Raw genomic sequence first — 21,855 nt, forward strand, 5'->3', positions numbered from 1 at the left:
CAACCCTTTTATTTTAGGCATTTTTTGCCATACTTTAACATCACAATCATGATGGTTAAGCCCATCGCTAACTGGTAAAACACACTACCAAATGATGGTACAAAAATCCCGATGATAAACCCGATTACACTTGGTAAACCCATCGATAGTATGATGAATTTTAAACCATCAAAGTAGTTAGGAAAAGACTGATAGCCAAACCTAAACAACTGTAATACCGCACCTAGTAATAAAACAAAGGCGAATTGAACCAATATCGAAACAAACGTATTGGTCAGTAACGCATATAAAATGGTGTAACGGCTAAATGAACCTTCAATGCTTCTCGCAAACAACAACATCGCGTCCACTTGTTCAGCATCATCCATTAAATTATACGTATTGAAATTAAATGTGTCATTGAACCCTCGATAAGACCCACTCATTCTCGCCCCTTCACCATCGGTATAAATCACCGTGTCTGAGGTTAGAACGAGTTGTTTTTTAGAGAGGTCTATATCTGCATTGGTACCGTTAAAAATGTAAGTGACATCTTGATGTGTAAGCACCGTTTTGGTTGTGTTTGAACAGATCAAACGGTTGACTTCAATCGAACAATCGCTTGGTAAGATCCAATTTGGGCTTTCTTCTAAGAAATCTTGTTCGATAAAATCCAAACGAAAACCTTCTTGTCTTTGAATCAAGAAATTCATGGGAAATAACGCAATCAAAGACAATACAATGAAATACACCCATAAACGTTTAAATGGCTCATCAAAATGGGTCAATAAGCTTTCAAACTGAAAGGACGCTTTAAAATACTTCACTAAAAACATTAGATGTAATCTCCAATTTGACTTGGGTTAATCTTTAAAATAACCGTTTGGAAGGCACCTAACACCAAGGACCCATATAAGACTTCTTCATGTGGGATATCCAAGATGCGTTCAGTGACACCTAAGTTATGAATCACAAGGATGGCTTCTTCAGTATCTTCGTATCGGTAATAACGAACATAGCCTTGAAGTGCACCTTGATTGTCTTTAAATGGTTCGAAATAATTGCCGTAGGCTAGGGCTGGATGACTATTTCTCAGTTCAATCATGGTCTTATATTGATTCAATAAGGAATTTGGATTAGCCAATTGGGTCGGAATATCTGCGGTGTTCGCGTTCGATCCGTCGCTTGGTAACCACGTGGTTTGAATGGCTGGATTCCCCCATAATAGTGGTTGTCTACGGTATTCATCGTATACCACACCATACCCTGGGACGTTCGTACCTTCATAGCGGTAACCCTTCATACCAATTTCATCCCCATAATAGATAAACGGTGATCCTGGTAAGGTTAATAAGACATTCGCTGCGAGTTTCATGCGTTCTAGACCTTGTGCCCCATTGAATCCAGACATCGATGCGATACGATCTAAGTCATGGTTCGTGATGAATGGGCTAGCGACATAGTTGGCATTCTCTGCTTTATAATCGTCCATCACACGTTTGATGGATGACGCGAGTTGATATGTATTTGTACCCACACCAATGCGGTTTTGAATGATGCTCGCTATGGTGAAGTCTAAGATGGAATCTGACCCAATTAAGTAGTCTAGATTGAATTCGTGGTTGTATTCGAATACTTCGGAAGTAATGAATGAATCCGGGTAAGTTTCTTTCACATGGGCATTCATTTCTAGTAAGAAGAATGCGTTTTTAAGGGTGACTGCACTGACACCTGGTTTATCAAAAAAGTGCTTTGCAGCGTCTAATCTGAATCCTCTGACGCCCATTTCAAGATAGAAATCAAAGATGTTTTTAATCTCGGTTTTAACCGCTTCGTCTTCTAGATTCAAATCTACCATCCCACCCACAAAGGATGAGAAAGCGGTAGAGCCTTGCCAAATATAATAGTTACGGTATGGACTGCTGAGTGAATTTCTCGCATCCACATACCAAGGGTGTTGATCTGATGTATGATTGATGACCAAATCAATCATGATGGTAATGCCTTTTTCTTTGGCTGTATCAATCAAGTTTTGGAAATCATCTAATGTGCCATATTCTGGGTCAATATCATAATAGTTGGTCACACTGTACCCATGATAAGCGGGGGAAGGATTGATTGGCATGAGCCAAATGCCGGTTATCCCTAAATCCTCAAGGTAATCGAGGTTTTCAGTGATCCCATTCAAATCCCCAATACCATCGCCATCACTATCGGCGAATGAACGTACGAAGAGTTGATAATAAACATCATTTTGAGGGTTGATTTCAGCTAAATTAACCGCTTCTTTTTTCGGTTGACAACCGGTTAATATGAGAACCAGTAATAATAAACTCAGGATTTTTTTCATGTTAGAGTCCTTTCTTCCTTAGACTTTCAGTGGTGCCGAAATATTGGTCACGTTCGGTACGCTTTTCTAAATCAATCATTTTGGTTTTAAAAATATAGTCATGGATGGTTCTCGATTGGTCACTTAAGATGAAGAAACTGATGACCATATAGATTCCAAAAGTAAAAATAGACATCGCTAACTTAAAGACTTCTCTGAGTAAAATACGCCATAGGGGTACATCTTTGCCTGACACATCGACAATCTTAATTTTTTGGATGCGTTTCCCAAAGCTTTGTCCACTCGAGAATAGATAAGGTAAAAGATAAAAACCTAAAAAACCACCTAATCCGATGACATAGACCAAAGTATTACCTAAAGCACCTGGGAATGTTTGTGGCATAGGATAAGCAATCATCAACATTAACATGACGGCGGATGTATCAATCGCGAATGCGCGAACACGTTTTTCAAAGGATGGGATCATAAGAAACCTCGTTTCTTTTCTAATTTCGGATTCATTATACATGATTAGCGCTTACATAACAAGTTTGGCACCCGTTACACAAATTTTTACACAGAAAAAAACCACTACCAAGGCAGTGGGTTTGACTGTATCTTTTGTTGATACAACGTGATGAGTTTTTGTTTAACAGTCTCTGTAATCGTAAAGTCCACTTCAACAAAGGTCTTCAATTGATCGAGCGATTGGATACCGGGAATGACCGCTGTGATTTCTGGGAAGGATAAAATGAATCCCATGGCGGGACCAATCAGATTGTTTTGTTGTGTGATTTGCTTCACATCTTCAATTAAGTCAGCGCGACGTTTGATCACGTCTTTGGACCAGCGGTTACGAATGCCTGTAAAAATCGAATCTTGGTTATACTTACCTGTCAACCACCCCGAATCGAGTGGAACTTTCGCAACCAAGCTGACGCCTTTTTCTTTCGCCAATTGAAAGCCTTGAGCTGGACCTTGAAAAAAGACATTGAAAAGGATTTCGATGACATCGACTTTCACGTGGTTCAAGACCGTCATCAATTCTTCATACGTATCAATCGATACCCCATATGCTCGAATCAAACCTTTTTGTTTCAATTGGTTTAACTGTTGGAAATGAGCCGTTTTGCCGGATAATATATCATGACTTGGGTTATGTAATATCGCACTATCTAAGTAAGTGATTTGCATCCGTTTGAGTGAGGCTAGGATTTGACTTTCTAAGGATTCTACTGAAAAATCCGAAGTGCCATCGGCCAAATGACCCAGTTTGGTATTGATAACCACCTGTTCTCTACGGCCTTGGATGGCTATACCTAAAATGGTTTCGCTCATACCGTTCCCATAGCCTGGGGCTGTATCAAAAAAGTTAATGCCTGAAGCGATGGCTGTTTGAACTAATTGGATCCCTTCATCTTCTGACATCGATCCCCAAAGGGGGTTGTTGAGTTGCCACGCACCAAAGCCAATACGGTGGATGGTTTTATTCGTTTTTGCATAAATCACAGATTTCATATCAATCACCAGTCCTATCATAACAAAAAGACCCATTTATTCAAAATGAGTCTAGTTGATTTTTTATTCCAATCCAAAATGAAGTCTTAATTCACCATTAATAACATAACTATTATTGATGACAATACCAGAACCTTGGAACATTTCATTGATTTTTTCTTTTGGAATCACAATCGTATTACCGACCATCAAGTCTTCATGAAAAATCGCGATGAGGCTTGCTAAAGTAGCTTGATCTAAATCGATTTCGCCAATGTTTGAATCCAAAATGGTTAAAACCATATCGCCATTCGCATTCATGCTGATGTTACCACGTAAATTGAACTGCATGTCAAATGCACCAGCCATACCCACTTTGGTTAAAGACATCTTTAAATGAATGGATAATACATCGCCTTGCATGCGAACGAATAGGTTGGTCGAACTGAACTTATATTCGATATCATTGCCATTGAGTTTGAACTTGATTGGGAAGTCAAATTGAACTTTATCCCCTAAAGTATAATCTAAGATGGCGTTCACATCGGCTTCGGTTAAATCCATACGTGGGTCGGTTGGGTTTAAGAATGCATTGGTGGCCGCTTGTGTCGCAAGCGAAGCCATGAATGCCGCTTTATCCAAATCGTTTTCCCATTTGGTAAATACAGGCGCATCCAAATCGGTATTGAGTCTTCTAAAGGCACCTAAATCCAATGCGATGTCAAACCCGGTATCTGAGATATCCATCACCAATAACGATTCTTTGTAGATGATTTTTAATAGCGCGGCGAACGTTGGGTCGATGTCATATAGGAAATCCGTCAATTCGGTTTCACCCACCGTAAAACTGAAGGCTTCTGCATCAAAATCACCAAAGTTCATGTAATCCGCAACCAGTTCATTTAAACTCTTGCTGGTGACTTGGTTGACGATAAAATTGGTCAATTGATAGGATTGCTTGAGTGGTAGACGCATGCTACCCATTTGGATTTTATCAACCTTTAAATAGTATTCATCGTTTTCTGACAATACGATGTCAAAGATGATTTCAAAGCCAGTTTGATACAATACAGAACCACCCATAACGAAATCGGCACCTGCAGTGATTTTAATTTGATCATCGCTGATGGTCGTCCAAAGCCCTTTAAGACCAACAGATCCTCCAAATACCATCATGTAATCGTGTGCCATTTCACCTTCATCAGATGGATTTAGATACTTCGGATTGTCTTTCGATAAGGCTTTTTGAATGACGCGGTTTAAATAGGCTTCAGTCACGCTTAACGTGATTGAATCCGCGTTGGTATCGGTAATCAGTGTGGAAAGTTCGCTATCGAGTTCAGTATAGAACGCGGTCTCAGAAGATGCCACATATTGATCGATTGGTGCCGTTGTCTTTTTATACAACAACGCCAAAGGTAAGACAATGAAAATCAAAGCCAATACGAGTAATACAATGGTAATTCTAAGGACTAATTTATACAGGAACTTCATAACACTCACCCCTTTTATTTTTGAGTTTTAGTAGTCTAATGAAGATTGTCCACCTAAAATATAATCTTTGAGTGGGCCTTTTTGTTGATAGGTATAATAAGCAGCTGCCCCAATCATCGCAGCGTTGTCGGTACAATACTGCATCGATGGGATGATGATTTCTTTGTCTTTTAAAGTTTCAAAAACACGGTTTCTAAGCCCTTTATTCGCAGCGACACCGCCACAGATGAGGACTTGTTTGACGTCAAAGTCGGTCGCTGCCTTTTTGAGTTTAGATACCAAAACATCGACCACACTCGCTTGAAATGAAGTACACATATCTTCGACATTGACCACTTCTTCTTTACGTTTCATGTGGTAAATCATGTTGTTAACGGCACTCTTCAAACCTGAGAATGAAAAGTCATAAGAATCTTCATCAATCATTGGTCTTGGTAAGACATACGATGGTTTCCCAACTTGAGCGAGTTTATCGATGATTGGTCCGCCTGGGTACGCTAAACCAAGCATTCTCCCCACTTTATCGTAAGCTTCACCCACCGCGTCATCTTGGGTTTCACCCAGCAATTCAAATGACATATGTTCTTTCATGTAGACCAGTTCTGTGTGTCCACCAGAAACAACCAAGGCAATTAAAGGAAACTTCATCTCGTTTTCAATGTTGGCAGAATAGATGTGTCCAATCATGTGGTTTACACCCAACAGTGGTTTGTTGTGTGCGAATGCGAAGGCACTCGCTGCGTTGATGCCCACCAAGAGTGACCCAATCAAACCAGGTCCTTCCGTCACCGCAACCACATCGATGTCTTGTGGGGTGACTTTTGCCTGTTTAAGTGCTTCTTCAAATACAATGGTCATATTTTCAATGTGGTGTCTAGACGCAATCTCTGGTACGACCCCACCATATACTTTGTGAATATCTATTTGTGATAAAACCACATTGCTTAAGACGGTTTTCCCATCTTTAACGATACTTACTGAGGATTCATCGCAGCTGGATTCAACGGCTAATATCAGCATCATTATCCCTCCAAATTAAAACGTGTGCGTCAATCTTATTATCATAATATTTAAGACGCTTATAACTTTTCTTAAAGCCGAACGATTCATACAATCGAATGGCTTTTTCGTTGGTTTCTCTGACTTCTAATGAAATGATGTGGACTTGGTTTTGTTTAAAGTAGTCCATCACAAACGTCATCCAAACCTTGCCTAAGCCTTGACCTTGTTTGTCTGGTTTAACTAAGAAATTGACAATTTGTCCAATGTCATCATTGATCCATAAACCGACATACCCAACGATTTCATTGTCTTGTACATCGACAAAATAATGGGCGAAGTCGTGGTTGTTAACTTCATTATATAGCATATCGTAACCAAGCGTATGACCGAATACCTGTTCTTCAAGGCGGACAACGGTATCGATATCGTCTGTCGTCATTTTACGAATCATTCGAGGTTGCGCTCCGCTTCTGTGATTCTTAAGTAGTTTGGTACGAAGTGATGGACATCTTCAATATCAAAACTCTTTTGAATGATTTTCTTAGTGTCAATCTCATAATGTCTTTCATCGATAAAATACGGTTTGACTTGATGGGATTTAGCCACTTCTCTGACATAGTCAATGGTATATAACCCTTCTTCTAATATCATCTGATCTTCGCCAAAAATCGCAGCGAAGACATTGCCATTTCTAGCATCGATCATCGGCGCGACCGCTTCTTCAATCCCTGAGGATAAAAAGTACAATGAGGAAACTGCTTTAAGTTGGATGTTTTTGGTATACGCCAACATTTTCGCAACCATCACGGCGATTCTCAAGCCGGTGTATGACCCTGGACCATAACCAACAATGATTTCATCGATTTGGTCGATGGTGAGCAATTTTCGTTTGAGCATTTGATCGATTCTATCCACCACATATTTCGCATGGTCTTTTTTCCCAATACGGATCGAATAATCAATCATACGGCCATCTTTGGCCAAGGCCATGACTAAGACCCCAGTGGACGAATCAAATAGGATTTGGTTCATAGGTAGTATTCCACCCTTTCATACTTTTCACCTTTGGCTGTAAAGGTAATCTTTCGTTGATCATTGCCTAAGTCATCAAACTGAACCAACAAATACTCCCGTGGTAAAATATGGCTCACTTTGTGTGGCCATTCAATCACCGAAATACCATCTGAATTGATGTAGTCTTCTAAATCAAAATCAGAGCCCACTTCGTCCAAGCGATATAAGTCGACATGGTAGAGTTTGTTTTCATCCACCATGTAACGTTTCATGATGGTAAAGGTCGGACTGTTGATGGTTCTTTTGATGCCTAAGGCTTGTCCAATCCCTTTGGTAAAGGTGGTTTTGCCTGCGGCGAGGTCTCCTTCTAATAAAAGAACAGAGCCTGGTTTTAATAATAAGCCAACTTGATACCCTAAGAAAGTGGTCTCTTTGGCGGAATTTGTGAATTTTTCTTTCATGATATCACCGTAATTATTTTATCATTTTTCTCAATAAAGAAAACCATTGTGCATCGATAGGAAACAAAAAGGCGATGAACGCCTTTTACTTCAATTTCTTTTCAAGTGTTTGTTTTAAATCTTCATACCCTTTTTTACCTAAAAGAGCGAACATATTCTTCTTGTAGGATTCAACACCAGGTTGATCAAATGGGTTAACATCGAGTAGATAAGCTGACATCGCACACGCTTTTTCAAAGAAATAGACCATATAACCAAAGGTTTCTGGATTGATGGTTTCAATTTCTAAAACGATGTTAGGCACACCGCCATCCACATGGGCTAATAAAGTCCCTTGGAAGGCTTTTTCGTTGACGAATTGCATCGACTTACCTGCAAGGTAGTTTAAGCCATCTAAGTCGACTGATTCAGATTCAATGACCAAATCTTCAGCGGTCTTATTGACTTTAATGACGGTTTCAAACAAATCTCTTTCACCTTCTTGGATGTATTGTCCTAGTGAGTGAAGGTCGGTTGAGAAGGCAGCACTCGCCACGAATAATCCCTTGTTTTCTTTACCTTCGGATTCACCAAATAACTGTTTCCACCATTCGGAGAAGAATACGAGGCTAGGTTCGTAGTTGACAAGCATTTCAATCTTCTTACCAGATTTGTATAAAGCATAACGAAGCGCTGCATAATCATAAGCCACATTGGATTCATTCAAGAACTCATTGTAAGCTTGTTGTGCACCCTTTAAGATGGCATCGGTATCAATACCAGCGGCAGCGATTGGCAATAGACCAACAGCGGTTAGAACGGAGTATCTACCACCAATGTCATCAGCGATCACATAGGTTGGATAGCCTTTTTCATCGGCAAGTTGTTTTAATGCGCCACGTGCCTTATCGGTGGTTACATAAATACGATTAGCGGCTTCAACTTCACCATAACGTTGTTCTAGATAACGTTTGAAGACACGGAACGCGATGGCTGGTTCGGTGGTTAAACCTGATTTGGAAATCACGTTGATTGAGAAGGATTTATCTTCGAGATACCCAAGTAATGATTTCGCATAAGCAGCGGAGATTTGATGTCCGACAAAAATGACTTCTAAATCGTCTTTCTTAGGGAATGCAGGTCTAAGCATTTCAAGTGCTGCTTTCGCGCCTAAATAGGACCCACCAATGCCAATAACGACCAAGACTTGTGACTGTTCTCTGATCTTTTTCGCAGAAGCCAATACGCTGGCATATTCTGCCTTGTCATAATTCACAGGTAGATCTAACCACCCTAAAAAGTCGTTACCTCTACCGGTTTTTTCATGAATTTGTTTATGGATTTGTTGGATTTTTGCTTGTGATGGCAAGCTTTCTTTTAAAAATGATACTGCATGTTTTGTATTTAATTTAATCATAGTTACACATCCTTTTTGAACGATACCATTATATCACTTTTCAAAGTTTATGATATAAATATCATTCATAAAACGGTTACAAACCGCTTCAATTGACCTTTGTTAAGAAAAAAATAAGCGTGGATAATGGTATCCGCGCTTATCTTAAGCATCGATTTTCTCTTGAATCCACTCAGGTAGTTTTTCTTCAAGCGTTCTAAATCCGATTTTCATATCACAAATCTTGATTTTTTTAGAACGGTCACATTTCTTATAGCTGAGTTTTAATTGTTTATTATCCTCATCAGCTTCGATGACGATGACTTTGACTTGATCGCCTGTCATGGCGAACTGACTAATATCTCTAACAAACTTGTCTGAGATTTCAGAAATATGAATTAAGCCCGTATAATCATTGATTTTGACAAACACACCATAGGGTGCGATGCCAGTGACTACCACGTCGATGATGTCGCCTTTTGTGTACATAAAACCACCCCGTTTGTTTTATTATATCATGTGTTTTTCGAGGATAAAAAGAAAAAGAAAAAAGAGGTTGCCCTCTTATTGGTTTGCTAAATAGATGCCTAACCCAGCTTTTCCGACATGTACAGCGATGACAGCGGAGATTTTTCCAGTCACTGTGACGGTCACATTGTCGAATTTTTCTTTGATCAAATCACAAAATTGATGTGCCACATCCGAGGTGGTGGTGTAGGTAATACGAACCACTGTTTTGGCTTTTGTTGATAATTTGCCAACTTCAGTCGTTAAATAATTGAGTACACCTTCTGTGCTTCTCACTTTGTGTTCGACATTGAGTACGCCTTGGTCAAATCTTAAAATGGGTTTGATTTTGAGTAGATTGCCAATCATGCCTTGAATCTTTGATAGACGACCACTCTTAACAACCACATTAAGATCATCGACCGTAAAAATTAACGAACCATGACTTCTATCGGCGAGAAATGCTTCTAATATCGCTTCTAAAGAGGGCTTGGATTCAATGTGTTCAATCAAACGTTCTGTTAGATATTCAGCCCCACAAATGGCTGATTTGGTATCTAAAACGGTAATTTTGTCTTTTTCATCTACCATGTCTTTCGCAAGCAATGCACTATTATAAGTGCCACTTAAAGATTGCGAAACGGTTAAACAAATCACGTGCTCATAACCTTCATCCAATAAAGATTGATAAGCAATCATAAAACGATTGGGTGCTGGTTGCGAAGTGGATACTTTTTTATTTTGATCCATATAGGCGTAAATCTGTTCATTGGTCAAATCGCCATCTTTATAGGTTTCAGTACCTACAATGATGTCTAAATAAACCACACGTATGTCATTTTTAGATACGAATTCTGGTGTGAGTTTAAATGTGGAGTCAACCACGACACCAATCTTGTTTCGATTCATGTACTACCCTCCAATATAAAATCCCAATATCGAGACCAATATCCCCAATAAGAACCCTGCAAATACTTCAATTGGAAAATGACCTAGTGGTTCTTTTAAGGCTTTACCTTTATTGATATGATCGTTTTCTAATCCAAGTTTTTCGTTGATTGCATTTAACATCATGGCGTGTTTGGACGCTTCTAGACGAATGCCCATCGAGTCATGTATAACGACCAATGCGAGTGTTAATGAGATGGCAAAGTACAATCCTATGCCTTCATAAAGATAAATACTCGCAGTCAAAGAAGTTACCAAAGCGCTATGAGAAGATGGCATCCCACCGGTTGAGATCAATGCTCGAGGTTGGAATGTTTTCTCTTTAACACTAAATGTAATGAACTTCAAAAATTGAGCTGCGAGTAACGCTATAATTGAATGATTAATGATTTGTTGTGCCGTGTCCATCAAAGGCTACCTCCTATACGGTGATAACTGCAATGACCCCTGGTACGTTTTCTAATAACATTGTTTCGATTCCTTGTCTCAATGTTACGTCGATGAGGCCACAGCCATCGCATGCACCTAACATTTTAACATAAACTATCCCATCTTCGACAGAGACAATTTCAATATCCCCACCATCGCGATGTAAATAGGGTCTAACACGGTCAATCAACTCGTGTACTAATTTGGTTGTTTCATCCATTGTAAATCCCCCCTGCCACTATAGTATATGCTAAAAGCATTCGCCATTTCAAATGTTATGATAAGTTCTCTATTTAACACGTTTCAAGATGAAATAACCACATTGGTAGTTACATGACTCGTTTAAATAGTCTGGAATGTATTTGAAATAGTTTTTATCTTTCGCATCTGTAACGAATCCCTTGAGTCTAAGCAAGTCAGAAGCCACATCACCGACTATGTAATCAAAACGATCAAATGTGTCTACATAACGGGCATTGAATTTTGCAATATCGAAGGCATCTTTTGTGTTGTGAATCAGTTCAAAATTGCCAAATTGTGTTTCTATTAACATACCTTTATTCTCCTTTAATCAATAAAACGGTTGCACTCGCAGCCATGGCTTTTAGGTTGCCAATCGAATCGAGTTTCTCGTTGGTTGCTGCTTTCACATTGATGGCCTCTACGGGTGCATCCAACAAGTGACTAATCGATTGTTTTATATCGCCAATAAATGGCGCTAATTTAGGCTTTTCCGCGAATATCGTACAATCGATATTTGACACTTTATAGCCTTTATTCTTCATCATTTTAACCACGTCTGAAACAATGATTTTCGAATCCATATCTTTGAACTTCTTTTCCGTATCTGGGAAGAATGTCCCCAAATCTCCAAGTCCTAAAGCACCCAAAATAGACTCGGCTACAGCGTGTAATAAAACGTCTGCGTCACTGTGTCCTAGTAACCCCAACTGGAATGGGATTTCGATCCCGCCAAGGATCAATTTTCGGCCTTCAACCAATGCGTGAATATCGTAACTATGGCCAATTTTAAACATATAATTTTCGACCTCTTTTTCAAATTGTTCGATGTCTTTTTGATAAGTGATTTTCGAATTGTTCTGCTCATGCAACACCAAACCAACCTCATGATTATACACCATTTGGTATTGTGAAATATCATCGGTAGATTGGGGGTTGATGACCTCATAAGCTTTTTTGATTTCTGCTGTAATGAATGCTTGTGGGGTTTCGGCTTCATATAAGAAGCGACGATCTAGTACCTTCAAGGATTCATCTTTAGCGTAAATCGTGTTGGTCACTCGTTTGGATAGAACACATGCTTGATGAATCGCTAACCCATTTTCAACTTGATCAATCAGTGTTTCATCAATATATACGCGTGCTGCGTCATGAATCATCACATAGGGTTCAGTCACTTGTTGTAATCCATTTTTCACTGACTCTGCGCGTGTCTTACCACCGTAAACTATTTTAACATCGTTTGGTACATAACTTCTAATGAATGTTTCATCCTCAGGATTGACGACCAATACCATTTCATAATTTCGATCATAAAATGGTTTAAAGGCATACCAAAAAAGCGGTTTTTGATTCACCAAATATCTGAGTTTGTTGTATCCTAAATTCGCTCTGGTGCCAGACCCGGCAGCCACCAATACGCAAGCGTACATGTGTCCTCCTATAAGATGTCATCCATCAAAACATCGTGTGGTTCTTGTAAGTCATAATCATATTTAAATGCGGGATAAGTAATCCCCAATTTGTATCCTTTTTTGTCTTTTAAAAACAGGTCAAAGTAACCTTTACCATAGCCTATTCGAAGGTTTTTTGAAGTAGCGACACAAGGGATTAAGTAGAGCTCACAATCATCGATCGATAGGCTATCGTGCGGTGCTTCTTTCAGATTAAACGGTGCGTCGACTAGACTGTTTAATCGCTCTATCAAGCGATATTTAATTTTTCCATATTCTATGTTTGGTAGATAAAAATGCTTGTTTGGATATAACTCAATGAGTGCCAATAGATTGATTTCTTGTTGAATGGGATAGTAGATGCCAATGTGTTGTGCTACTTGAAATTCAGCTCTTTTTTGTAGCTTATCCATAGCCCATTCACTGACCATATTTTGTTCTTCTACAGGGGTGTTTTTACGTTTGTTTAAGACAGTAAATCGTAGGGTTTGTTTATCCATGAATCTCGTGATAATAACAAGCGTTGCTTTGATATTGAGGGTTTCTCGCAACCATCAAAGCGTCTTTCGCACGTTGATAAATCAGTGTCCCTGTAGCGCCATCTGAGTGACTTCTTGAAATCCCAATCATCACTTCTAAATCGGTCTTGATTGACCCATAGTTCATCTGTAAATTCATATAGGTTTGATTGGCTTGAATGCCTTGTTTGAGCAAATCCATCTTTCGCGGATCGACAATCGTAATGGCGAAAACCAAGCCAGATAATCTAAATAAACTAGAAGACTCACTCATGAAGGAACCTTTCAGTTTTTTGATGTATTCGCCCATCAACATATTACCGATTTCTCGACCATAGGACTCATTGATTTTCGGGATGCTTGATAGTTCGATCAATGCCAATTGGAAGTGTTTATTCGCGTTTACCAATTGGTCTAAATGTAATAATAGTTCCGGTTGACCCAATAAACCATCGATTTCAGAGATATTGATCTTTTGATAACTGCTGGTTTGAACAACATTTAAAGACCCCATAACAATATTTGATGACTTGTCTTCAAAGATCCGTTTTCCAGATTCTTTAACCCAAATATAATAGCCTTGTTTTAATAAACGATAGGTGGTTTTATAAGTTTGCTTACGGGCGGTTAATCCGCTCAATACGCCAAGATATGTTTGTAAGTCTTCGTCTTTAATGAGTTTTCTAAAGTCATCTAAATCGATGGTATTTTGAGGGATACCCGTCATTTGAACGAACTGGTCATTACCCCAAATATAGCGTTCATCGAGATCCATATAGAATAAACCTTCGTCAGATAACTCTAAGGTAGCGATGAATTTTAATCTCATCGATTCGAGGTTTTGTTCAGCGGTTTTGAGTTCCTTTTCAATCGATAATAAGTCGAAATCACTACGTCTTTCACCAATATTGATTCGACCTTTATACTTGCCTAAAATGAATATCGGTTGTTCAACGGTATGTAATAATACGGGTTTGCCTTGATAATTTTGAAACAACATTTCGTGTTCTTCACTCATTTTTGGTTTCGCTATTCTAGGATAATCTTCATAATAGGTTTCCATCGCACGGTTGTTGGTTTCAACCCCATCAAAAGAGGTAATACGGATACTACGATTCACGATATCAAAGAATGCTTTATCTTTAATTTGTTCTAGTGTAAAACCGAATTCTTCACAAAGGCTATCGGACATCTCTTTGATTCTACCTTTATGATCAATCACATAATAAGCATTCCATTTGGTTGCTTTAATGGATTTAATGAATAGATGGTAGTGATTTTTAGTGAATAAACCTTTTCTAAACACGACAATTGAAGTTGCGATAAACACAATTATCGATACCATGCTTAAATACATATAAACCGTTTCTAAGATGGTTCCTGCCACATATGCATCATAAAATAACGCTATCGGGATGTACAACAACATCAAAAAGATGGCGATGACTTGAAAGAAACGATAGGGTTTCTCGTCAATCACACCAATCAAAATGATGAATACCCAAGTACTGAGCGCTAGAATGAACGGAAATAATGGATAGTAAGACACGAAATCACCTCAATTTTATCGGTGCTATATGACATATACCAAAACAATCAGTACACCAACAACGATGAATGCAATCAACATTTTAAGCCAAGGATTCTTATTGGAAAAACTGACGATGCGGTCGGAAAATTTCAATTGACCGAATTTGCGAATTGGGTCTAAAATGAATGAGCCAATTTGAACAATGATTTTTTTCATATAGACCTCCTATTTCATAAACATGTTGAGGTATTCATAGATTTTCTCTTTGTCGTTCGCCTTCAACATGATGCCTTCAATGACAATCGATATGGTGCCAGTTTCTTCTGAAACAACAATGGTTAGTGAGTCAGAAACTTCAGATATACCCAACGCAGCACGATGTCTAGACCCCATGGTCTTATCGTATTTGGTGGTTTCTGATAACACATAATACGCCCCTGCACATCGAATGGTGTCGCCACGAATGATGACTGCGCCATCGTGAAGTGGTGTGAGTGGCGTAAATATATTGATGAGTAGTTCTTTAGATACTTGAGAATTCATTTGAATGGCACGTTCTGCGTATTGATCTAAAGAGCTGTGTTTTTCAATGGTAATCAATGCACCGATATTTTGACTGGACAAATACGTCACAGCTTCTACAATGTGCTGTTTGGTTTCTGCAGAACCCATGGTTGCGACATCACGTTTAGAATCAATCACGAATGCCGATTCAAAACTTTTACGAATGTCTGGGGATAGGATAACCACAAAGATAAGCGGAATCCACTCTTTTACATACCCTAAGATGGTGGCTGATATGACGAGTTCTAATTCTTCAGCACCCCAAGTGATCACGTATAGGAAAACAATGAATAATAACATCCTAAAAACACGCTTGCTACTTAAGAAAAAGCTGAGTAAAAAAAAGACAATCATCCATACAATATAGCCATCTAGTAAGATAAATAACCAATCCGTCATAATTCCACTTCCTTCTCATTAATTATATCATAATATTATAGCGTTGAATCAGGGAATCTCACTGTATTCATTTAGCCTAATAAAGCGAATTTTAGAAGACTTCTATTTTGTAAGAATTTTCAAAAATTATGGACACCAAAGTAAAACCGCTAAATAAAGACATATCTATGTAATCGAGCAATAAAGCGGTAAAAATTAGTTGTTTTTTTCTCTTGCTTTTGATACCGAATACCTTTATAATCAAACATACAAGGAAGGGTGTTTCTATGAACTTATATTCGAAATCCTTAACGGATAAAATCAATCAAGATATCAAACAGTTTTACCCCCACTTATTTCCAATCACAGCAGACATGCATATGGCATTTTCTGGTGTGTCACGCTTGGTTATGTTGGACCGCTACACTCAAAAGGACCTAGCACTTGTCACATTAGGCGTCGGTGACTTGGTTGTTGCAATCATCAAACATGACCCTAAATTCCCAGCGAGAGGGATTGGTTATATCACCAAAATCGAAGAACACCATGTACACATTAAAGTCGAAGAGGAATTCATCGGCCAAATTGGTGACGATCACATCGATGGTGTGGTCAGACGTGAAAAACGTGAAATCGAAAAACCATTGGAACTCTATTATGAACAAATCGCGAAACGCGTCGGTTCAAACTTGGGTGAAGGCGAACCTCAAGCCGTCATCGACGAATTCGTTCATGAATTAAGCAGCTTGCACCTCATTCCAGCAGGCCGTATTTTGTATGGTGCTGGTTCTAAATCCAAAGTAACGTACTTTAACTGTTACGTTATGCCATTCATCGAAGACTCCCGTGAGGGGCTAGCACTTCACCGTAAAGAAGTCATGGAAATCATGGCTAGAGGTGGTGGGGTCGGTACCAACGGTTCTACCTTAAGACCCAAGAATGCCTTAGCCAAAGGTGTGAATGGTAAGTCTTCTGGTTCTGTTTCTTGGCTACATGACTTAGCACAACTTACCCACTTGGTTGAACAAGGTGGTTCTAGACGTGGTGCCCAAATGATCATGTTGGCGGACTGGCATCCAGACATCATTGAATTCATCATCTCGAAGATGCAAAACCCACGCATTCTTCGTTTCCTAATCGATAATAGTAAAGACGAAACCATCATTCGTATGGCGAAGGATAAACTCAAATTCAAACCGTTATCGAATGATAAATTCAATATGTATCAACAAATCATCCAATTATCTGACATCAACTCACACTTTTTCTCTGCATCGGTTGTCGATGAAGCGAAGCGTTTGGTCAGTGATGGCGGTGAATATGATGTCCAAAACCCTGACTTCTTGACTGGTGCGAATATTTCTGTCGCCATTACTAAAGATTTCATGGAAGCCGTTGAAAAAGACGCCATCTATGATTTAAAATTCCCTGACTTAGATGCTTATACCAAAGAACAAAAAGCTTTCTATGATAAAGAATGGAAAAACATTGGTGACGTTCGCGAATTTGAACGTTTAGGCTATCCAAGCCGTGTTTACCATCAAATCAGAGCACGTGAACTTTGGAACTTAATCAACGTTTGTGCTACCTACTCTGCAGAACCTGGTATTTTCTTCATCGATAACGCGAATGATAATACCAACGCGACAGCTTATGGTCAAAAAGTCGTTTGTACAAATCCATGTGGCGAACAACCACTCGCACCATACTCGGTATGTAACCTCGCTGCAATCAACTTAGCCACAATGGTTAACCCTAAAACCCATGAAGTATTATGGGACCAATTGGGTAGAACCGTTCGTAACGCGATTCGCATGCAAGACAATGTCATCGATCAAACTTACTACTTCTTAGAACAAAATAAACAACAAGCCTTGGGCGAACGCCGTATCGGTATGGGTGTCATGGGTCTCCATGACTTACTCATTTACGCAAACAAGCGTTATGGTTCGCACGATGGTAACATCTTAGTCGATCAACTCTTCAAGTTTATCGCAACCAAAGCTTATGAAACTTCAATTGAACTTGCGAAAGAAAAAGGCTCATTCCCATTCTTGGAACAATACGGTTCTAGAGAAGCCTTTGTCAAAGGTCGCTTCATTCAAAAACTCCCTGCCCATGTTCAAAAAGGCATTCTCGAACACGGCATTCGTAACTCACACTTACTCACCATCGCACCTACAGGTTCTACAGGTACCATGGTTGGGGTATCCACCGGTCTTGAACCGTACTTCGCCTTCACTTATTTCCGTAGCGGTCGCTTAGGTAAATACATTGAAGTCAACGCGAATATCGTGGATACATTCCTTGAATTGCACCCTGAATACACCAAAGAAACCTTACCAAACATTTTCGTTCCTGCCATGGAATTAGCGCCTGAAGAACACGCCGATGTCCAATGTATTATTCAATACTGGGTAGACTCCTCTATTTCTAAAACTGTTAACGCGCCTAAAGGTTATACCGTTGAAGAAGTTGAACGCGTCTATATGCGTCTATACAAAGGTGGCGCTAAAGGTGGTACCGTCTATGTCGATGGATCTCGTGATGCCCAAGTCCTCAGTTTGAAGAAGGAATCCGATACCCCAGTTCAAGTTGAACTTTCAGACTTAGGCGTTCAAATGCCTGGCGCTCAAAGCCAAACCCATAACGATGAACTCGCTACACCGTTGCGTAGCGACCGTCAAGACCGTGAAATCGGTGTTGAAGTCGGTAACCTTTGCCCAATCTGCCGTGAAGGTACGGTTCAAGATGTGGGTGGATGTCACACTTGTACCAACTGTGGTGCACAACTTAAATGTGGATTGTAGTATAATTAAGAATAGCCGCGTGCTATTCTTTTTTTTGGTGGTGATATCATGGATAGAGCATTATTGGTGGGTTTAGATTTAGGCGAATATGAGATGAAACAGTCGATGAACGAACTGGCGAGTCTAGCCGAAACCTTAGAGATTCAAGTGATTGATCAATTCGTTCAAAAAGCCAATTTACCCAATGGCCGTACCTACATTGGTACAGGTAAAGTAGAGGAAATCAAGAAGGCCATTGAAGTGCTCGATATCGACATCGTGATTTTTAACGATGAACTATCGCCCGCTCAAATACGAAACCTTGAAAAAGACTTAGAAGTCCAAATCATGGACCGTAGTTTTTTAATTTTACAAATTTTTTCTAAGCGTGCTCAAACCAAGGAAGCTACCCTTGAAGTCACCCTTGCACAACAGCGCTACATGTTGCCAAGACTCATTGGTTTATCCTCTAGTTTGTCTCGTCAAGGTGGTGGTTCTTTCAATGCGAAAGGGGCTGGGGAAACCCAACTCGAACTAGATCGCAGACGTATTGATGCCAACATTACCCAACTCGAACGCGAATTGGATAAGATTAAAAAGGAAAAAGACACCGCGCGTAAACGTCGTCAAAATAATGAAATTCCGATGGTTTCATTGGTTGGTTATACCAACGTTGGTAAATCAGCAACCATGAATGCAATCTTAGATTATATTTTAAAAGTAACGGATAAAAATGTCATTGAAAAAAATATGTTATTCGCGACATTGTCGACCTTTTCCAGACGAATCAAACCAGAGAAAAAACCGGAGTTCATCTTAACCGATACCGTTGGTTTTGTTTCAAGATTACCCCATGATTTGGTGCGTTCTTTTGAGTCTACCTTAAGTGAGGTTAAACATGCCGATTTGATTCTTTATGTGATGGACGGGTCTAGTTCTTTGGCTCCGATGCAGATTGAAACAACCTCTTCTGTTTTGAAAACTTTAGAAGCCGATCAAATCCCTCATCTATATGTGTTAACCCATAAAGATATGATGTTTAATGATCATGTTGGTTACTATCATGACATCGCAATTTCCAATAAATCTTATGAGAATATCGATCGTTTGGTAGACCTCATTTATCAAAAAACCTATGGTAAGAAAATTGTGGTTACATTGAACGTACCGTATAGTGAACATGGGGTTTTACATCACCTTGAAAATGATACCAACATCCTATCAAAAGTCTATACGGATAACGGTACTGAAGTATTGGTCGAATTATACGAAAAACAATTGAAACAATTCATAGCGTTCTATAAGAAGGACATCACACTATAACAAAAACGACCCTGAAATCAAATCAGGGTCATTTCTTTTTGGTTTTCGATTTCTTGATCAAAATAGGTGTTGATAATCTCAACAAATTCTGACCAGGTTTTGACTTTAGAGAGTTTATCCTTGGTTTCTTTGGCGTTGTGTAATCCTTTAAAATACCAGGTACCTTGACCACGCATTTGTAACATCGCGAGGTGTTCACCTTTCAAATCCATCAACGATTTTCCATGTTCTAAAATCATTTGTTTGATTTCAGTTAACGAGGGTCTAGGTGCTTCTTCCCCTGTTTGAAGGTAATGATTGATCTCATAGAAAATCCATGGGTTACCCAAGGCAGCTCTTCCGACCATCACAGCGTCAACACCGGTATAATCTAGCATTCGTTTAGCAGATGGCCCATCTTTGATGTCGCCGTTGCCGATGACTGGAATCTTAACGGCCGCTTTAACCGCTTTAATGACTTCCAAATCTGCTAGCCCTGTATACATTTGGCTACGGGTTCTGCCGTGAATGGTAATCGCGCTTGCACCAGCAGCTTCTGCTTTTCTCGCAATCTCAACCGCGTTGATGCAGGTGTGGTCCCACCCCGCTCGAATTTTAACAGTGACCGGTTTTGACACATTCGCTTTAATGGCTTTGATGATGTCATATACTTTGTCTGGGTCTTTGAGTAGGGCTGCACCAGCTTGAGCGCGTTGTGCTACCTTGGGTACAGGACAGCCCATATTGATGTCGATGATATCGCAATCGGTATGTTGGTCTACATACTTCGCCGCTTCAACCATGGTTTCAATGTCTGATCCAAAGATTTGTTGAGCATAAGGGTGTTCACCTGGTACAGAGGTCAGTAAGTCCTTGGTTTTCTCATTGTCGTGTGTGAGGCCTTTATCGGAGACCATTTCCGCGAAAACGACACCAGCCCCTAAGTTTCTTGATATTAAACGAAACGATGCGTTGGATACCCCCGCCATTGGCGCGAGCACAACATTCGAATCGACTTGTATTTTGTCTATTTTAAATCCCATCTTTATAACAACCTTTCCTTAGTATTGTATCATAACAGTATCATTATTCAACAAAGTTGACACTTGTGGTAAAATGATTCACGAGGTGTATTCATATGAAAGATTATTGTTTAATTTCAACAGCCTATCACGGGGAAGCCCGCATCTATGTGTCTTACAGTCAAGCTTTGGTCGAAAAAGCCCGTACCACCCATGGTACTTGGCCAACCGCATCCGCTGCACTAGGTCGTTTTTTAACCGTATCGGCGATGATGGGGTTAATGGTTAAAGATGGCGAGTCCATTACATTAAAAATCGAAGGGGACGGCCCAATCGAATATATGTTGGTAGAGACCAATGCGAAAGGCGAAGTCCGTGGCGATATTAAAAATCCTGAAGTCTATTTAACTTACAATAGCGGTCCAAAAGCAGGCAAACTCGCTGTGGGTAAAGCCGTTGGTAATGGCTACTTACATGTCACCAAAGATTTGAACATGCGTCACAATTTCACATCGAGTATCGCATTAGAAACCGGTGAAATAGGTGATGACTTTACCTATTATTTCACTTCCTCTGAACAAACGCCTTCTGCGGTTGGTTTAGGGGTATTGGTCAACCCTGACCAATCGATTAAGCACGCTGGTGGTTTCATCATTCAATTGTTACCAAACGCATCTGAACAAACCATCACACAGATTGAAAAAGTACTATCCAATATCCAAGCGGTCACTGAATTATTCGAACAAGGGTTATCGGTGGAAGACATCACCGATATTCTATCGAGTGGTACCGCTAAAAAACTATCTGAACATGACATCGCTTATATCTGTCATTGTTCTAAAGAAAAGTTTGCGAAATCGTTGGAAAAGTTGGATGTTAAAACCCTTCAAACCTTCATCGAAGAAGACCATGGTGCAGAAGTTGTCTGTCACTTTTGTAAGTCTAAATATCACTTTGATGAGGATGAACTCAAAAAAATCCACACAAACAAGCACTAAAAGCCATCCATTGATGGTTTTTTT

General features: G+C 39.6%; 24 protein-coding genes. 3 read left to right on the plus strand and 21 right to left on the minus strand.

What is annotated here, in order from left to right:
• Positions 1-8: 8 nt before the first annotated feature.
• The 20 genes from N7548_RS00875 to cdaA form a co-directional block, all read right to left on the minus strand.
• Positions 9-815 carry a DUF1189 family protein gene (locus tag N7548_RS00875; protein WP_263607491.1) on the minus strand — a complete coding sequence of 269 codons (807 nt, stop codon included), beginning with the start codon at positions 813-815 and terminating at the stop codon, positions 9-11.
• On the minus strand, positions 815-2,329 hold the full coding sequence (locus tag N7548_RS00880; RefSeq protein ID WP_263607492.1) for an alpha-amylase family glycosyl hydrolase: 1,515 nt from the start codon (positions 2,327-2,329) through the stop codon (positions 815-817). The genes N7548_RS00875 and N7548_RS00880 overlap by 1 nt, the downstream gene beginning before the upstream one ends.
• Position 2,330: 1 nt before the next feature.
• Complete coding sequence (locus N7548_RS00885) at positions 2,331-2,795, minus strand: RDD family protein (protein WP_263607493.1); 465 nt, start codon at positions 2,793-2,795, stop codon at positions 2,331-2,333.
• Between the two features lie 104 nt (positions 2,796-2,899).
• Complete coding sequence (locus N7548_RS00890; protein ID WP_263607494.1) at positions 2,900-3,826, minus strand: aldo/keto reductase; 927 nt, start codon at positions 3,824-3,826, stop codon at positions 2,900-2,902.
• A 63-nt stretch (positions 3,827-3,889) separates the two neighbouring features.
• Complete coding sequence (locus N7548_RS00895) at positions 3,890-5,299, minus strand: hypothetical protein (RefSeq protein ID WP_263607495.1); 1,410 nt, start codon at positions 5,297-5,299, stop codon at positions 3,890-3,892.
• A 27-nt stretch (positions 5,300-5,326) separates the two neighbouring features.
• Positions 5,327-6,319 carry a tRNA (adenosine(37)-N6)-threonylcarbamoyltransferase complex transferase subunit TsaD gene (gene tsaD, locus N7548_RS00900; RefSeq protein WP_373425167.1) on the minus strand — a complete coding sequence of 331 codons (993 nt, stop codon included), beginning with the start codon at positions 6,317-6,319 and terminating at the stop codon, positions 5,327-5,329.
• Positions 6,300-6,752: a ribosomal protein S18-alanine N-acetyltransferase gene (gene rimI, locus N7548_RS00905; protein WP_263607497.1), complete on the minus strand. Its 453-nt coding sequence runs from the start codon at positions 6,750-6,752 to the stop codon at positions 6,300-6,302. Before rimI ends, tsaD begins: the two co-directional genes overlap by 20 nt.
• Positions 6,749-7,333 (minus strand): tRNA (adenosine(37)-N6)-threonylcarbamoyltransferase complex dimerization subunit type 1 TsaB, encoded by a 585-nt coding sequence (tsaB, locus tag N7548_RS00910; RefSeq protein WP_263607498.1) that lies wholly within the window; start codon positions 7,331-7,333, stop codon positions 6,749-6,751. Before tsaB ends, rimI begins: the two co-directional genes overlap by 4 nt.
• Positions 7,330-7,776 (minus strand): tRNA (adenosine(37)-N6)-threonylcarbamoyltransferase complex ATPase subunit type 1 TsaE, encoded by a 447-nt coding sequence (gene tsaE, locus N7548_RS00915; RefSeq protein WP_263607499.1) that lies wholly within the window; start codon positions 7,774-7,776, stop codon positions 7,330-7,332. The genes tsaB and tsaE overlap by 4 nt, the downstream gene beginning before the upstream one ends.
• Before the next feature lie 85 nt (positions 7,777-7,861).
• Positions 7,862-9,172, minus strand: a complete 1,311-nt coding sequence (locus N7548_RS00920) for a glucose-6-phosphate isomerase (protein ID WP_263607500.1) — start codon at positions 9,170-9,172, stop codon at positions 7,862-7,864.
• A gap of 144 nt (positions 9,173-9,316) precedes the next feature.
• Positions 9,317-9,640, minus strand: coding sequence for a S1 RNA-binding domain-containing protein (locus N7548_RS00925; protein ID WP_263607501.1), 324 nt, complete (start codon positions 9,638-9,640; stop codon positions 9,317-9,319).
• A gap of 75 nt (positions 9,641-9,715) precedes the next feature.
• Entirely contained in the window at positions 9,716-10,567 is an 852-nt protein-coding gene (locus N7548_RS00930; protein WP_263607502.1) for a DegV family protein, read from the minus strand.
• A 3-nt stretch (positions 10,568-10,570) separates the two neighbouring features.
• Positions 10,571-11,014 carry a divergent PAP2 family protein gene (locus N7548_RS00935; RefSeq protein WP_263607503.1) on the minus strand — a complete coding sequence of 148 codons (444 nt, stop codon included), beginning with the start codon at positions 11,012-11,014 and terminating at the stop codon, positions 10,571-10,573.
• A gap of 13 nt (positions 11,015-11,027) precedes the next feature.
• Positions 11,028-11,255, minus strand: coding sequence for a NifU family protein (locus N7548_RS00940; RefSeq protein ID WP_262096616.1), 228 nt, complete (start codon positions 11,253-11,255; stop codon positions 11,028-11,030).
• A 69-nt stretch (positions 11,256-11,324) separates the two neighbouring features.
• Positions 11,325-11,588, minus strand: a complete 264-nt coding sequence (locus tag N7548_RS00945) for a YutD-like domain-containing protein (protein WP_263607505.1) — start codon at positions 11,586-11,588, stop codon at positions 11,325-11,327.
• A gap of 4 nt (positions 11,589-11,592) precedes the next feature.
• A complete protein-coding gene (gene ispF / locus N7548_RS00950; RefSeq protein ID WP_263607506.1) occupies positions 11,593-12,708 on the minus strand; it encodes a 2-C-methyl-D-erythritol 2,4-cyclodiphosphate synthase in 1,116 nt (371 codons plus the stop codon).
• Between the two features lie 8 nt (positions 12,709-12,716).
• The gene (locus N7548_RS00955; RefSeq protein WP_263607507.1) at positions 12,717-13,229 is read right to left on the minus strand and encodes a 5-formyltetrahydrofolate cyclo-ligase; all 513 of its coding nucleotides are present in this window, start codon (positions 13,227-13,229) and stop codon (positions 12,717-12,719) included.
• Positions 13,222-14,796, minus strand: a complete 1,575-nt coding sequence (locus N7548_RS08910; protein ID WP_263607508.1) for a PAS domain S-box protein — start codon at positions 14,794-14,796, stop codon at positions 13,222-13,224. The genes N7548_RS00955 and N7548_RS08910 overlap by 8 nt, the downstream gene beginning before the upstream one ends.
• A gap of 24 nt (positions 14,797-14,820) precedes the next feature.
• Positions 14,821-14,994, minus strand: coding sequence for a hypothetical protein (locus N7548_RS00965; protein WP_263607509.1), 174 nt, complete (start codon positions 14,992-14,994; stop codon positions 14,821-14,823).
• A 9-nt stretch (positions 14,995-15,003) separates the two neighbouring features.
• Positions 15,004-15,741, minus strand: coding sequence for a diadenylate cyclase CdaA (gene cdaA, locus N7548_RS00970; protein ID WP_263607510.1), 738 nt, complete (start codon positions 15,739-15,741; stop codon positions 15,004-15,006).
• Between the two features lie 266 nt (positions 15,742-16,007).
• Between cdaA and N7548_RS00975 the strand changes: the two genes are divergently transcribed.
• Both N7548_RS00975 and hflX read left to right on the plus strand, forming a co-directional pair.
• Positions 16,008-18,530 carry a vitamin B12-dependent ribonucleotide reductase gene (locus N7548_RS00975; RefSeq protein WP_263607511.1) on the plus strand — a complete coding sequence of 841 codons (2,523 nt, stop codon included), beginning with the start codon at positions 16,008-16,010 and terminating at the stop codon, positions 18,528-18,530.
• 48 nt (positions 18,531-18,578) lie between these two features.
• Entirely contained in the window at positions 18,579-19,832 is a 1,254-nt protein-coding gene (gene hflX, locus N7548_RS00980; protein ID WP_263607512.1) for a GTPase HflX, read from the plus strand.
• A 17-nt stretch (positions 19,833-19,849) separates the two neighbouring features.
• Here the strand turns inward: hflX and dusB are convergent, their stop codons facing one another.
• Complete coding sequence (gene dusB, locus N7548_RS00985) at positions 19,850-20,854, minus strand: tRNA dihydrouridine synthase DusB (protein ID WP_263607513.1); 1,005 nt, start codon at positions 20,852-20,854, stop codon at positions 19,850-19,852.
• Positions 20,855-20,949: 95 nt separating this feature from the next.
• Here dusB and hslO point away from each other — a divergent pair, with 95 nt between their 5' ends.
• Positions 20,950-21,831, plus strand: a complete 882-nt coding sequence (gene hslO / locus N7548_RS00990) for an Hsp33 family molecular chaperone HslO (protein WP_263607514.1) — start codon at positions 20,950-20,952, stop codon at positions 21,829-21,831.
• The last annotated feature ends 24 nt before the right edge of the window (positions 21,832-21,855 follow it).

Source organism: Paracholeplasma manati (assembly GCF_025742995.1).
Taxonomy (GTDB): domain Bacteria; phylum Bacillota_I; class Bacilli_A; order Acholeplasmatales; family UBA5453; genus Paracholeplasma; species Paracholeplasma manati.

Bases quoted from the DNA above. Each gene is read 5' to 3' on its own strand.
- N7548_RS00965 (WP_263607509.1), bottom strand. From the start codon at position 14,994: ATGAAAAAAATCATTGTTCAAATTGGCTCATTCATTTTAGACCCAATT.
- N7548_RS00885 (WP_263607493.1), bottom strand. From the start codon at position 2,795: ATGATCCCATCCTTTGAAAAACGTGTTCGCGCATTCGCGATTGATACA.
- N7548_RS00940 (WP_262096616.1), bottom strand. From the start codon at position 11,255: ATGGATGAAACAACCAAATTAGTACACGAGTTGATTGACCGTGTTAGA.
- cdaA (WP_263607510.1), bottom strand. From the start codon at position 15,741: ATGACGGATTGGTTATTTATCTTACTAGATGGCTATATTGTATGGATG.
- N7548_RS00930 (WP_263607502.1), bottom strand. From the start codon at position 10,567: ATGAATCGAAACAAGATTGGTGTCGTGGTTGACTCCACATTTAAACTC.
- dusB (WP_263607513.1), bottom strand. From the start codon at position 20,854: ATGGGATTTAAAATAGACAAAATACAAGTCGATTCGAATGTTGTGCTC.
- N7548_RS00955 (WP_263607507.1), bottom strand. From the start codon at position 13,229: ATGGATAAACAAACCCTACGATTTACTGTCTTAAACAAACGTAAAAAC.
- tsaB (WP_263607498.1), bottom strand. From the start codon at position 7,333: ATGAACCAAATCCTATTTGATTCGTCCACTGGGGTCTTAGTCATGGCC.
- N7548_RS00875 (WP_263607491.1), bottom strand. From the start codon at position 815: ATGTTTTTAGTGAAGTATTTTAAAGCGTCCTTTCAGTTTGAAAGCTTA.
- tsaD (WP_373425167.1), bottom strand. From the start codon at position 6,319: ATGCTGATATTAGCCGTTGAATCCAGCTGCGATGAATCCTCAGTAAGT.
- N7548_RS00975 (WP_263607511.1), top strand. From the start codon at position 16,008: ATGAACTTATATTCGAAATCCTTAACGGATAAAATCAATCAAGATATC.
- hslO (WP_263607514.1), top strand. From the start codon at position 20,950: ATGAAAGATTATTGTTTAATTTCAACAGCCTATCACGGGGAAGCCCGC.
- hflX (WP_263607512.1), top strand. From the start codon at position 18,579: ATGGATAGAGCATTATTGGTGGGTTTAGATTTAGGCGAATATGAGATG.
- rimI (WP_263607497.1), bottom strand. From the start codon at position 6,752: ATGATTCGTAAAATGACGACAGACGATATCGATACCGTTGTCCGCCTT.
- N7548_RS00895 (WP_263607495.1), bottom strand. From the start codon at position 5,299: ATGAAGTTCCTGTATAAATTAGTCCTTAGAATTACCATTGTATTACTC.
- N7548_RS00945 (WP_263607505.1), bottom strand. From the start codon at position 11,588: ATGTTAATAGAAACACAATTTGGCAATTTTGAACTGATTCACAACACA.
- N7548_RS00920 (WP_263607500.1), bottom strand. From the start codon at position 9,172: ATGATTAAATTAAATACAAAACATGCAGTATCATTTTTAAAAGAAAGC.
- N7548_RS00880 (WP_263607492.1), bottom strand. From the start codon at position 2,329: ATGAAAAAAATCCTGAGTTTATTATTACTGGTTCTCATATTAACCGGT.
- tsaE (WP_263607499.1), bottom strand. From the start codon at position 7,776: ATGAAAGAAAAATTCACAAATTCCGCCAAAGAGACCACTTTCTTAGGG.
- N7548_RS00935 (WP_263607503.1), bottom strand. From the start codon at position 11,014: ATGGACACGGCACAACAAATCATTAATCATTCAATTATAGCGTTACTC.
- N7548_RS00890 (WP_263607494.1), bottom strand. From the start codon at position 3,826: ATGAAATCTGTGATTTATGCAAAAACGAATAAAACCATCCACCGTATT.
- ispF (WP_263607506.1), bottom strand. From the start codon at position 12,708: ATGTACGCTTGCGTATTGGTGGCTGCCGGGTCTGGCACCAGAGCGAAT.
- N7548_RS00925 (WP_263607501.1), bottom strand. From the start codon at position 9,640: ATGTACACAAAAGGCGACATCATCGACGTGGTAGTCACTGGCATCGCA.